The 13,776-nt window shown below is 35.3% G+C and carries 9 protein-coding genes and 1 tRNA gene; 4 read left to right on the forward strand and 6 right to left on the reverse strand.

Annotated features, from left to right (window positions below; genetic code table 11):
- Positions 1-12 precede the first annotated feature (12 nt).
- On the forward strand, positions 13-1,425 hold the full coding sequence (locus Q0951_RS02190; protein WP_299333693.1) for an aldehyde dehydrogenase family protein: 1,413 nt from the start codon (positions 13-15) through the stop codon (positions 1,423-1,425).
- Here Q0951_RS02190 and Q0951_RS02195 read toward each other — a convergent pair.
- Genes Q0951_RS02195 through Q0951_RS02205 form a run of 3 tightly spaced genes read right to left on the reverse strand, consistent with a single transcriptional unit; the run spans position 1,412 to position 6,705 of the window.
- A complete protein-coding gene (locus Q0951_RS02195) occupies positions 1,412-2,434 on the reverse strand; it encodes a N(4)-(beta-N-acetylglucosaminyl)-L-asparaginase (protein WP_299333696.1) in 1,023 nt (340 codons plus the stop codon). The two genes, Q0951_RS02190 and Q0951_RS02195, sit on opposite strands and share 14 nt — an antisense overlap.
- On the reverse strand, positions 2,431-3,738 hold the full coding sequence (locus Q0951_RS02200; RefSeq protein WP_299333699.1) for a sugar MFS transporter: 1,308 nt from the start codon (positions 3,736-3,738) through the stop codon (positions 2,431-2,433). Before Q0951_RS02200 ends, Q0951_RS02195 begins: the two co-directional genes overlap by 4 nt.
- 15 nt (positions 3,739-3,753) lie before the next feature.
- Entirely contained in the window at positions 3,754-6,705 is a 2,952-nt protein-coding gene (locus Q0951_RS02205; protein ID WP_299333702.1) for a GH92 family glycosyl hydrolase, read from the reverse strand.
- A gap of 111 nt (positions 6,706-6,816) precedes the next feature.
- On the opposite strand from Q0951_RS02205, the gene Q0951_RS02210 reads away from it, so the two are divergent.
- On the forward strand, positions 6,817-8,043 hold the full coding sequence (locus Q0951_RS02210) for a metallophosphoesterase (RefSeq protein ID WP_299333705.1): 1,227 nt from the start codon (positions 6,817-6,819) through the stop codon (positions 8,041-8,043).
- A 144-nt stretch (positions 8,044-8,187) separates the two neighbouring features.
- The gene (locus Q0951_RS02215; protein WP_028871703.1) at positions 8,188-8,484 is read left to right on the forward strand and encodes a co-chaperone YbbN; all 297 of its coding nucleotides are present in this window, start codon (positions 8,188-8,190) and stop codon (positions 8,482-8,484) included.
- Here Q0951_RS02215 and Q0951_RS02220 read toward each other — a convergent pair.
- Positions 8,481-9,134 carry a polysaccharide deacetylase family protein gene (locus Q0951_RS02220; RefSeq protein ID WP_299333708.1) on the reverse strand — a complete coding sequence of 218 codons (654 nt, stop codon included), beginning with the start codon at positions 9,132-9,134 and terminating at the stop codon, positions 8,481-8,483. The two genes, Q0951_RS02215 and Q0951_RS02220, sit on opposite strands and share 4 nt — an antisense overlap.
- A gap of 5 nt (positions 9,135-9,139) precedes the next feature.
- Positions 9,140-12,463 (reverse strand): DUF2723 domain-containing protein, encoded by a 3,324-nt coding sequence (locus Q0951_RS02225; protein ID WP_299333711.1) that lies wholly within the window; start codon positions 12,461-12,463, stop codon positions 9,140-9,142.
- Positions 12,464-12,613: 150 nt separating this feature from the next.
- On the opposite strand from Q0951_RS02225, the gene Q0951_RS02230 reads away from it, so the two are divergent.
- Positions 12,614-12,686, forward strand: a tRNA-Gln gene (locus Q0951_RS02230).
- Positions 12,687-12,848: 162 nt separating this feature from the next.
- On the opposite strand, the gene Q0951_RS02235 is transcribed toward Q0951_RS02230, so the two are convergent.
- On the reverse strand, positions 12,849-13,673 hold the full coding sequence (locus Q0951_RS02235) for a universal stress protein (RefSeq protein WP_299333714.1): 825 nt from the start codon (positions 13,671-13,673) through the stop codon (positions 12,849-12,851).
- Positions 13,674-13,776: the final 103 nt, after the last annotated feature.

A 13,776-nucleotide genomic window follows, 5' to 3' on the forward strand; every position in this document is an offset into this window, starting at 1 on the left:
GTTAAGGATTAAATGATAAATTATTCAGATAACAGGTATTCGAAATTGTTTGATAAGCAAAAAGCGAATCAATTTCACATTGGAAATACAACTTATAAAGCACGTCTTAAAAAATTGAAAGCGCTAAAGTTAGCTTTAGAGAAAACTTACAAGAATAAATTGAGAGAGGCGCTTTATAAAGACTTTAAGAAGCCTAAATTAGAAGTCGACCTCACTGAGATTTATCCTGTTATTGACGAGATCAACTTTGTGTCAAAGCATTTAAGGTCTTGGTTAAAGAAGCAAAGGGTCGACACACCAATAGCTTTGATAGGAAGTTCATCTTGGATAAAAAACGAAGCTAAAGGCGTGTGTTTGATTATTTCGCCATGGAATTTTCCGGTCAATCTCACATTTGGTCCAATGGTGTCTGCAATTGCTGCTGGAAATACAGTGATTTTAAAACCTAGCGAAATGACACCTCACACGTCTAAAGTGATGAAAGATATTGTCAATGATCTCTTTGATGATAATGAAGTTTCGCTTGTAGAAGGCGAAGTTGAGGTTGCACAAGAGCTCTTAAAGCTTCCTTTTAACCATATCTTTTTTACAGGATCTCCACAAGTGGGAAAAATAGTGATGAAAGCAGCGTCAGAGCATTTGACTTCAGTAACTTTGGAGTTAGGCGGAAAGTCGCCAGTCATTATCGATGACACATCTAATTTGGATAAAGCGGTAAAGAAGGTGGTCTTCGGAAAGTTTTTAAATGCAGGCCAAACCTGTATTGCTCCAGATTATGTATTTGTTAACGAAAAGATCAAATCTGAGTTTACCTCTGCTTTCAAAAAGTATATTACTGAATTCTATTCTGAAGACCCCAAAACTTCAGATTCATTTTCAAGGGTTGTAAATCAGAAACATTTCAAGCGTTTAAAAACCTATTTGGAAGATGCTGCTGAAAGGAATTCGAATATTGTGCTGGGAGGAGTAACTGACGATACCGACAACTTTATTTCGCCAACTCTGGTGTTTGATATTTCCGAAGAAAGTGAACTCATGCAAAATGAAATTTTTGGACCAATACTTCCTGTAAAAACATATCAATCGACTGATGAGGTTATCGATTATATCAATTCAAGAGAGAAACCCTTGGCACTTTACATATTCAGTAAGAATAAAAAACGCATCAATGAGATTTTAAATAACACAAGGGCTGGAAGTACTTGTATCAACCATAATCTGCTACAGTTTTTAAACCATAATTTACCTTTTGGAGGTTCTAATAATAGTGGGATAGGAAAATCTCATGGGTATTTTGGATTTCTAGAATTTGCCAATCAGCGCTCTGTACTAAAGCAACATACCTTCGGTGCAGTAGATCTGTTAATGCCGCCTTACAATAACTTTAAGCAGAAGATTGTTAACGCGACGATTAAGTGGTTTTAGTCTTATTGAAATAATCCGACTGGATTTGCTCATTAACTCCATTCTGGAATTTAGTCATACTAAACCATTGATGAATGGAATAACTACCCGTTTCTCCTTTTTTATTCACAGCAATATAACCAACCTGAAAATCTTTATAGTTGCTATTGGGTTTGTTGACAATTCTACTTATTGCTTCTTCACAAGCGTCTTGAGGTGACTTTCCTTGACGCATCAATTCTACAACTAAAAAACTACCAACAGTTTTGACGACTTCTTCTCCCAAGCCAGTTGCAACACAAGCGCCTATTTCATTATCTACAAAAAGACCAGAGCCAATAATAGGAGAATCACCTACACGTCCACCCATTTTATAAGCCAGTCCACTTGTGGTACACGCACCTGAGATATCACCATTTTTATCTATGGCCAGCATGCCAATGGTATCATGGTTTTCGATATTGATAATAGGTTTATATTTTGCTTCGATTTTCCATTTTTCCCAGGCCTCTTTTGAAGCTTCAGTAAGCAAATCTTCTGGTTTAAAACCTTTGGATACAGCAAATTGTTTAGCACCTTCACCAGCAAGCATAACGTGTGGCGTGTCTTCCATCACTTTACGCGCTACAGAAACAGCATGTGTAATATTCTGAAGATATACCACAGAACCACAATTTCCATGCTTATCCATTATACAAGCATCTAAAGTAACATTACCATCACGATCTGGTAATCCGCCTTTACCAACAGATTGCCCTTTTTCATTAGCCTCTTCTACCATGCAACCTTGTTCTACAGCATCTAGAGCATTACCTCCAGCTTGTAAAATCTCCATGGCTTTTGCTGTAGCATCTTTAACATGCCAAGTGGCAATAACCAAAGGTAGTGTTGCCTTTTTATCATCACTTGATGCTATTGTGGTGGATGAAGTTTTCTCTGACGTGTTCTCTGCACAGCCCACAAGGGTGCTTCCTACAGCTAAACCAACACCAGTTAAAGAAGCGTTTTTAATAAAGTGTCTTCGTTTCATGAGATAATTTTTTTAGAGTTGTTATAACCATACCATAATATATAGGCATAGCAAATTATGATAAAAAACAGTGCTGATTTAAAACCTATTTGGTCAGTAAAATAACCATAAAGAGGAGGGATTAGCGCACCACCAACAATAGCAGTACATAATAATCCAGAGCCTTTAGGTTTAAGATCACCTATGCCATCTATTGCTAGAGTAAAAATAGTTGGGAACATGATGGAGTTAAACAAACCAACCGCAAGAATACTCCACATACTCACTAATCCTGAGGTACTAATTGAAATCACAATTAAGGCAATAGCTATAGTTGCAAAAACACCTAAGACTTTCCCTGGCTTCATGATTTTAGTGAGATAAGAACCAACAAAACGGCCAATCATAGCACCAGACCAATAAAAAGTTACAAATACACCTACTATAGCTTTATTATCGTTATCTGTAAGTCCGGAGTTAAGAATCCCTTCGGCAATAGTAGTCATAATCCCATTTTCTTTAATGACTTCCACGAGATTCATGTCTAAAAAGTAGTTGACTAAGTAACTACCTATAGCTACTTCGGCACCAACATAAAAGAAAATGCCAAGGACTCCTAGCATTAGATTTTTTTGTTTAAAGGCTTCTGAATATGAGCCTTCTGATGTTTCACTTATTAATTTAGGAAGTTTTGCAAATAAGAAGACACCAGCAATAAACATGATAAATAAAGCCAATCCAATGAACGGTTTTTGTACTGCGGAAGCTTCGCTAGCTAAATAAGATGCTTTGGCTGTTTCGGATAGTGCTGCAATTTCATCAGTGGTTTTTATTTTATCACTAAGAATGAATAAAGCGCCTACAGCAGGTGCAATTGCAGTTCCTAGAGAGTTAAAAGCTTGAGAGAGGTTTAATCGGCTTGAGGCTCCATCTTCTGAACCTAAAACTGCTACATAAGGGTTGGCAGCCACCTGTAAAATGGTCATGCCTCCTGCTAAAATAAAATAGGCCAACATAAACACCCCAAAAACTCTATAGGATGCAGCTGGATAAAACAATAAGCAACCTAAAGCCATGGTAAATAGACCTAATATGATACCGCGTTTGTATCCTATTTTAGACAGAATATAGCTTGCTGGTATAGATAGTAAAAAGTAAGCGCCAAAAAACGCAAACTGAACCATTCCAGCCTGAAAATAAGAGAGTGTAAACAATTCACGTAAACGCGGAATTAAAGAGTCTACCAAAACGGTAATAAATCCCCAAAGAAAGAATAAAGTTGTGAGTAGAATAAAGGAGGAGCGATAAGATTTTTGTTGCGTCATAAGTTTAGTTAGTATTTATTTAATCGAAATTTCATCCACAAAGATCCAGCTTCTTCCATCATGTGCATGGCCTAAATGCCATTCAGGTAACTCTCCCATTTTTTTGGCGATGATTTTAATATATCTAATTTTATGATTAGATGGAATATTGAATGCTATCGTTTTAATTTTGGAATTTTCAGAAGGAATAGTGTTCTCCATTGTGACGTTTTCAATAGTCTTAAAATCTTTACCGTTTACAGAGTACAAGCACTCTACACTATTTGGCAAGAAAATCCAACTTCTTTGATCTTCTAGAAAGTTAATCTTGACTTGCGAGAATGGTTTTATGTTTCCAAGGTCAACTGTTGCAATGACATCTTCGTTCCAATAGCCTTGCCAGGTGCCTGTTCTGAAATCCTGAGTGCCAAAAATACCATCTATGAGTGCATCATTTCCGCCAGCATTGTATTGATTGGCATATTCTGTATCGAGTTTAATAGAAAGATTAGGATCGATTTTATAAAAGATAGTTTCTACAGTAGCACTTTTGCGACCATTTTTTTCAGCATAAACAGATAACGCAATGGCCTTATCTATGTTAAAAGGTTGATCATATTTTTTAAAACCGCCTTTGTAGCCAAGTCTGTAGTAAATCTCAGCATCATTATCAACATTGGCTAATACCACTTCAGTTTCTGATTTAAATGCGACATCACCTTTGGCTATAAAAGGCACAGGAACAATCACATGTTCATTAATCTCAGTTTTAGGTTCTTGTCCTTCACGACTACCCCAAACCGCAGGATTATCAGTCATCGTAAATTCCAGAGATCCGCCTCTCATGATGTCTTCATGAGTAATATAGGTCTTATCTAGTGATATTCCGTTAAGGTAGGCAGATTTAATATAGATGTTTTTATCACTTAAATTATGAGCTATAATAGTAAATTGATTTCCGTTTTCCAGATGTATTGTAGCTTTATCAAATAAAGGTGTACCAATTATATATTGATTTGAAGCAGGTGTTACAGGGTAGAATCCCATAGATGAAAAGACATACCACGCACTCATTTGACCACAATCTTCATTGCCAGAAATACCATCTGGTGCATTAGTATACAATTCAGTGAGTATCTGGTGTACTTTTTCCTGTGTTTTATGTGGCGCATTGACAAAGTTGTAGAGGTAAGCCATGTGATGACTTGGCTCATTTCCGTGTGCATATTGTCCTATAAGTCCTGTGATATCCGCTTGATTTCGTCCAGAAGTTTCAGCATTGGCAGTAAATAATTCATCTAATTGTGCTTCGAGTTTATCTTTTCCGCCAAGAAGCGACATAAAACCAGAGATGTCCTGAGGGACATAAAAGCTATATTGCCATGAGTTAGCTTCGGTGTAATTAAAATTGACTTCGTAAGGATCAAAAGGCGCAAACCATGTATTTCTAAAGCGACCTCGCATGAACTTGGTTTCAGGATCGTAGATGTTTTTATAGTATTGCGCTCTTTCCGAATACAATTTAAAATCATCCTCCTTTCCCATAGCTTTCGCCATTTGTGCAATGGTCCAATCGTCATATGCATACTCTAAAGTTTTAGATACTGACTCACTTTCTTCTTCCACTGGGATAAAGCCAAATTGTTTATAGGATTTAAGTCCTAATTTATCTCTTGTAGCTGAATGCTTCATGGCCTCAAAAGCTTTTTCAACATCGTAGTCTTTAATGCCTTTCATATAAGCGTCAGATATTACAGGAACAGCGTGATAACCAATCATACATCCTGTATAACAAGCGGAAAGATCCCAAATTGGCATAATGCCACCTTCAGCATATTTGGCTAGAAACGTATTGATAAAGTCGTTAGTTCTGTCTTGTTCAATTATGGTGTAAAGCGGATGTGCAGCCCGATAGGTGTCCCAAAGTGAAAAGACCGTGTAATAGTCAAAATCTTTGGTCTGATGAACCTCCAAGTCCATACCACGATAGCGACCATCAACATCCTGATAAAGATTAGGAGCAATCATGCTATGATATAATGAAGTGTAGAAGTTTGTTTTGTAATCTTCATTTGATGATTCTATGACTATTTTTTCGAGTTGCGTTTCCCAAAGGTTTTGGGCTTTCGATTTTATATCTTCAAATGAACTGTTACCAATCTCCTGATGTAAGTTGTTTTTAGCACCTTCATTATCAACTGCTGAAATTCCAACTCTAATATAAATCGGCTCATTGTTTGGGTTATCAAATTCTACAGCCGCTTTTTTGCTTTGGTATTTGTAGTTTTTAGAGATTGCAGTACCCTTTTCCTCGTAAGTCATATTTTTAATGGGCTTTGAAAACTCAATATGATAAAATAAGCGTTGATCGGTAGCCCATGCTTTAGAATGTCTAAAACCTGAAATGGTAGAGTCGTTAATTTTTTGGATTTTGTAATCTAAAACTTCATCACGATGCTCCAGATCTAAAATTACGTATTGATTTTTAGCCGAAGGAAATTGATATTTATGAATACCACTTCTATTAGACACTGTAAGTTCTACATCAATATTGGTTGAGTCTAGATGTACTTTGTAGTAACCAGGTTCTGCTGTTTCGTTATTGTGAGAGAAATGATCTCGATAGCCTTTACTGTTATCACTACCGTTGTTAAAATAAACGCCATTAGTTGGCATGAGTAGTATGTCTCCATAATCGCTTACGCCAGTTCCACTAAGGTGTGTATGAGAAAAGCCATAAATGTATTCATCACTGTAATGATAACCAGAGCAACCATCCCAACCGTCTAGTCTTGTGTCTGGACTTAGTTGCATCATTCCAAATGGCATAGTTGCCCCAGGATAGGTATGTCCATGTCCACCAGTACCAATAAACGGATTTACATGTGTAATAAGAGGCTTATCTTTTTTAGCAATTTCTATTGATGGGTCGGGTTTGCAGCTAGTTAGAATTAGAGCTATCAAAACAATAGAACATAGATATTTCATAGAGGATGTCTTTATTCGATCCAAAAGATACTAAATCTTAACGTATCGTTAAATATATTTCAACGAGTTACTTCCTTTTCAAAATGCCGTATCTTTGGAAAAACTTCACCTATGCTTCGTTGGATTATATTTATTTTAATCTATAGTTTTTTTTCATTTTACGGATTTCAAGCTGTTAAGACGGTTACTAAAGCCACATGGTTACATTATCTATTCATTACAGTTGCTGTTATTATTGCAGGAAACTTCATCTATCAAATATCGTCTGGTACAGAGGGTCGTGTTCTTAATCCAGCTAAAAGTTATGCTTTTGGATTTCTGTTAGCATTTATGTCCTTGAATTTGATTACAGTACCTGTATTACTTGGTGAAGATATTATTAGAAGTGTTTTAGGCTTATATGATAAATTGGTGACCAAAGAAGAATTCTATCTGCCATCAAGACGAAAGTTTATAAGTCAAATAGCACTTGGCTTGGCTGCTATTCCGTTTACATCTTTACTTTACGGAATGTACAAAGGCAAATATAAGTTTAGAGTTTTGGAGTATGTCCTTCATTTTGAAGACCTCCCTGATGCTTTTGATGGGTACAAGATTACTCAAATAAGTGACGTACATTCAGGAAGTTTTGATAATGCTGAAAAGATAGCTTATGGTGTTAATCTCATCAATGAGCAAGAGTCAGATGCTATTATGTTTACAGGTGATTTGGTTAATAATAAGGCTTCTGAAATGCTTCCATGGAAAGATCTGTTCTCTACTTTAAAAGCTAAGGATGGCGTGTTTTCGGTTTTAGGAAATCACGATTATGGCGATTATGTCAATTGGGAATCTGATGACGCATATAGACAAAATCTAGAAGATCTTAAATCCTTACAGAAGGAAATGGGCTATGACCTGCTACTTAATGAAAGCAGATATATTGAGAGAAATGGACAACGAATAGCTGTTGTAGGTGTTGAGAATTGGGGAAAAGGCGGATTTAAGAAGGCAGGAGATCTTAGAAAAGCTACAGAAAGTATCCATGCTGATGACTTTAAAATATTAATGAGCCATGATCCAAGCCATTGGGAGGAATGCGTCATTCATGATGATTACCATTATCATTTGACCTTAAGTGGTCATACTCATGGTATGCAATTTGGAATAGAAATACCAGGCTGGATTAAATGGAGTCCAGTAAAATGGCGTTATAAGCATTGGGCAGGAATTTATGAGCAACTAGGACAATACCTTAATGTAAATCGCGGATTTGGTTATTTAGCGTATCCTGGTCGAGTTGGAATTTGGCCTGAAGTTACAGTAATTACCCTTAAAAAAGGTTCAAATACTGTATAATGACATGGAAATGTTATATTTACTTTGAAATTGTTTATTTTTATAAACATGTCAGAGTGAACCTAATGAGTGATACTATTTAAAGTATTACCAAAAAAATTATGTAGGTTTGTATATACATATTTGATTTAAAAGTTTAAACGTATGTCAAAATTTGGGGAACTTATAGATGTGGATATTCCTGTTCTGTTGGATTTTTTTACAGAATGGAATGAACAATCTACTGCAATGCATCCAGTAATGCGAGATGTTGCTGCTGCTTTAGGTGACAAAGCTAAAGTCATCAAAATTGACGTTGATAAAAATAAAGAGCTAGCCGAAGCATTACGCGTTAAAGGTCTACCAACACTCATTATTTATAAAAATGGAGAGATGAAATGGAGGCATAGCGGTGAGCAAGATGCCAATACATTAATTGGTATTGTTCAGGAGTATATCTAAACGTCAAGTGTCTTAAATTCAAATCCCTTTTTGCTAAAGACTTCTAATACCTTTGGAAGCGTATATTTCATATTTTTTGATGCTTTAACACTGTCGTGAAAAACAATGATACTTCCTTTTTTTGCTTTTGAAATTACATTTTCTAAACATTTTTCTTCGGAAATATCTTGCTCCCAATCAAAAGATAGCACATCCCACATGATAATTTTATAACCTAGTTCTATTAGTTTTTTCCCTTGTTGAGGTTTTATTTGTCCGTAAGGTGGACGAAAGAGTTTGTCGTGAGATGTATTTAAAGTTTTAATTTGTTGATCAATAATAGACTGAGCTTTATCAATATCTATCAAATAATCTTTAGTCTTAGTTTTCCAGCCCTTGACATGATGTTGAGTGTGGTTACCAATTAGATGACCCTGACTAAGAATATCTCGAAAAATTGCAGGATATTTTTCAATATTAGACCCAATACAGAAAAAGGTAGCTTTTGCATTGTATGCTTTTAGTGTCTCAAGAGTCCATGTTGTTATCTCTGGAGTTGGACCATCATCAAAAGTGAGATATAACTCCTTGTTTTTAGTAGAAACATCCCAAATATAATTTGGGAAAAGCTTCTTGGCAACTAATGGTGTTTTTATAGGAGCAATTTTCAAAACGTCTATTGTTGAATACCTAAAATGCTATCTATAGTATCTTTGGGTATGTCTCTATCTTCTCTTACAGGTTTTGATTGTGTGTCTTCATCACTTATGAAATGCGTAAAAAGCTTGAGATAGTTATTGAATTTTTCAGTTTCCTGAATAGCAAACTCCTTATCGTTATATATCACGAGGATATCTACTAAATTCCTGTACCATTCAATATCTGTAACAATCTCGTCGAGATATCTGGTTTGGTTTTCAATGGTGAGTCCACTCCAATAGGTTAGTTTTTCCTGATAAACCCTAGACACCTCAGTGTAAAGTTTTCTGGCTTTTTCTTTATTGCCTATTTCATAGTAACCACTAATATACGGATCAAGAAGTGTGTAATAACCAAATTTGTCTACTGGCATTTTTTCCATTGCCAGATCGGCGACATTTTCTGCTTTGTCAAGTTGATCCTCATTAATTAATAGTTCCATCAGTCTGGCGAGATTACCTCTGTAAGTAATTCCATTTTTTCGAGTTTCTACATCGTGATAAATCTCATCACTACCACTGTTACCCCAATCCCAAGACATTACTTTTTCATACATGAGTTCAGAATCAATTCGACCCATATCAAAAGGATTTGCTCTATCTACTGGTGTTTTTATTGGTACAAGTTTGTAGCATAAACCATCTAATTGTAAATAGTCTTTCATCCATATATAATCCTCATCACTAAACGCTCCGCCAGTAAAATAAATTGGACGTTTCCATTCGTTATTGGCAATGATATCAAGCATTAAGAGACGATTTTTGTATAAGCCTCCATTAGTGATTTTTATGTCTAGATATGGCTCTATATTATCTTCGTCTTTTGGTTTTACTATTCCACTTTCACGAACATTCGCTTTATTAACCGGAACGCGTACATTGCTTGTTGGAAGATAATTGGCGTTTCTTAATTGTTTAGGATAGCCCGATGGGTCTTCCCCTGTTGCTCTTAAAGCATAGGCAAGTTTATATTTTGGATCATCATTTGAAATGAAATCAACAAAGTCTTTGATTAGAAATGTGTCTTTGGTAATCTCATTTTTCATGATGTAATCACGAGTGCCATATTTATATTGATCATGAGTTAATTGTGACGGAATTGGATCACTCTCATAAGCCTTGCGTTTCATTTGATCTATATACCAATCTGTTTGAAATAAACTAGTATTCACTACTCTAACATCTGTTCTAACCCCTTCAATTTCTTGAAGGTACCACAATGGGAAACTATCATTGTCACCAATGGTAAATAATATGGCATTTGGAGCACAGGATTCTAAATATTTTCTGGCCATTGCTTGAGCTGTATATTTTTCAGACCTGTCGTGATCATCCCAATTTTCAGCTGCTAGAATTCCAGGAACTAAAACCAGGCAAACTAAGGTTACTGCAGGAGCTAAAAATTTGGAGTTGGCATATTTCCGAAGAAGGTCAAAAATAGCATACACACCAAAGCCAATCCAAATAGCAAATACGTAGAAAGAACCAACTACAGAGTAATCTCTTTCACGAGGCTCAAATGGTCTTACATTGGTATAAAACTGTATGGCTAAGCCTGTCATTAAAAAGAAAACAAGTAATAACCAAAAGCGTTTTGGATCTTTTGAAAGCACAAATAAAAATCCAAAAATTCCAAGAATCAATGGAAGCATGTAGTAGGTGTTTCTTGCTTTATTGTTGGCTACATCACTAGGTAAATTATCTTGAGACATACCTAAATGAATTTCATCAATAGCTTTTATTCCAGTAATCCAATTCCCATGTAGATCGTTATATTTTCCTTGAATATCATCTTGTCTTCCAGAGAAATTCCACATAAAATAACGCCAGTACATATATCCAAACTGATATTCCATCATATACCACAGATTATCTCCAAACGATGGCTTTTCAACGTCGAGAAAGTCTCTACCAAATTGTTTCAGAAAGCTATTGTAGTCTTCATAATCTATTTTTCCTTGAGCAACCTCATTCCTAAAGTCATTAACTAGCGTTCTTACCTGATTTTCCATTTGGTATTCAGGTTTAATTTTGAAATCCAACAACCCTGTAAACATCATGTAGTTTTCAGCATGCTCAAAACTCCACATTCTTGGTAATGCCGCAGCATGTTTAGAATTGTAATTTTGTTCGGCGTTTTCCCAATCATTTACAATTATATATTTGCCTTTTTCATAGTCTTTTTCATATTTAGGCTTGGCATCTGTATAAGGATCATTTTCATCTAACCCAGAGTATTGGTCTGTAAATAAAGGACCATAAAACAAATGAGTTTTTGGGTATTGTTCAAGGTTATAATACGCTAGAAGTTCTCTTGCACTAGAAGGATTATTCTCATTGATAATAACATTAGCATTGGCTCTAATAGGTAACATGATCCATGACGAGAATCCAATGAAAATAAAAATCAAACACAATGTGAGTGTGTTAGCATATTTATAGCCTTTTTTTCGAGTGTGTTTTAAACCGAAGTAAAATGCAGCAATAACAACTACTCCAGCAATGATAGATCCAGAATTAAATGGCAGACCAACAGTATTGACAAAGAAAATTTCCGAAACACTAAATAGTCTAAGTGCATTTGGAAGTAGTAATTTGAATATAAAAAGTAATATAGCAGCTGAAATTACGTTGGCAAGAATGAAATTTTTAACTGTGATAGTTTTGTAATTCTTAAAGTAATAAATCAGTCCTAAAGCAGGAATTGTGAGTAATCCCATAAAGTGGACTCCAAAAGATAAACCAATTACAAAAGCAATAAGAATCAGCCATCTATGACCTCTCGGTTTGTGCATATCCTTTTCCCAACGTAATCCTAGATAGAAAAGAATAGACATGATTAGGGTTGCCATGGCATAAACTTCAGTTTCTACCGCATTGAACCAAAATGAGTCAGTAAACGTAAATGCTAAGCTACCAACGAGTGCACTACCTAAAATAGCAATAGAGGCATTTGTTGATAATTGATCATCTTCTTCTTTGACGAGTTTACGCAATAGTATTGTGATGGTCCAAAACATGAATAGTATTGTAAAAGCACTTGAAACAGCACTCATCATATTCAACATAGCACCAATTTGAGCTGGCTCTAGGGCAAACATTGAAAAAAATGCACCTAACATTTGAAATAAAGGAGCTCCAGGTGGATGTCCAACTTGTAATTTAGATGAGGTTAATATATATTCTCCAGCATCCCAGAAGCTTACCGTTGGTTCTATGGTTAACGCATAGGTGATTAAAGCAATCGCAAAAGCGAGCCATCCTAAGATGGTATTCCATTTCTTGAAGTTGAAATGTGTCATAAAACTAGTCTATTTAATGCGAGCGAATTTAGTAATAATTATGATAAACACTACAGATTTTAAGTAAACGTTACCATTTTTTGATTATTTTATATAAAATTATTTGTGCAAATAAAACTTTGTACTAAATTTGCATCCTCATTTAGAGAATGGCCTATGGTGTAACTGGCAACACGTCTGGTTTTGGTCCAGAAGAGTCTAGGTTCGAGCCCTAGTAGGCCAACTAAATACAAAAAGTCTTTGCTTTCACAGCAAGGGCTTTTTTGTTTTCTAATAGTTTTTCATGGCGAGAAGTTCATACCGAAAAGAATTTCGGTAAGCCCTAGTAGGCCAACAAAAAGTCTTCCAGCACTGGAAGACTTTTTCTTTTTATGGTTTTTTAATCCTAGATTTTAAATGTAATTACGGGTCGATTTGCATGATTTACAAGATCCTCACTAATACTTCCATTGAAGAAATGTGCAATACCTTGTCTACCGTGTGTACTGATACCAATAAGATCTGCATCAATTTGTTTTGAAAAATTAAGCACTCCCTTTTCTATAGATTCATCATTGTAAATATTTACCGTGTAGTTTTTAAAACTATAATCTTCAATAAATTTACTAATCCTATCATTAGCTTTAGCTGTAGTTGTAAAATTACTAGCTGTATTAACCATCAGTAAATGTATTTGAGCTCCAAAGGCCATGGCAAATTCAGTAGCTTGCCTGTAGGTTTCTTTATTGTCTTTTTTGAAATCAGATGCAAAGACAATGTCATCAACACTAAAATCGTCATGATCATTTTTAATCACTAAAACAGGGACATCAGAGTTTCGAACTGCTTTTTCAGCATTAGACCCAACAAACATCTCTTTGATACCACTTGCACCATGAGAACCCATTGTAATCATGGTAATACCATGTTCTTTACAGATGTTTGAAATTCCGTTAAAAGACCCATCAGGCTTTACAATTTCATGTACGGTAAGTCCTTTTAAATACTCACTGTTCATTATGTCTTCAAATTTTTGATGTGCCATTTTCATGAAAAACATAACTTCAGGAACATCTGCATGAGTACTTACAGCATCAATTTCCTGCAATGGAATTTCCAGCATGTGCAGCAAGTAAATTTCACTGCCATGTTTTTTCGCGATTTGTGAAGCCACTTTTAAAGCATTTTCTGCTTCTTGTGAAAAATCTGTTGGAACTAATATTTTTTTCATTTGATTGAGTAGTTTAGTGTTCTATAAATTTAATAATAAAAATCGAAACCTGCACACTTGTGAAAATCAATTAAAATGTTGTATATTTGCAGCGTTGTTTGAA

This window comes from uncultured Psychroserpens sp., assembly GCF_947501425.1.
In the GTDB taxonomy this organism is placed as follows: Bacteria; Bacteroidota; Bacteroidia; order Flavobacteriales; family Flavobacteriaceae; genus Psychroserpens.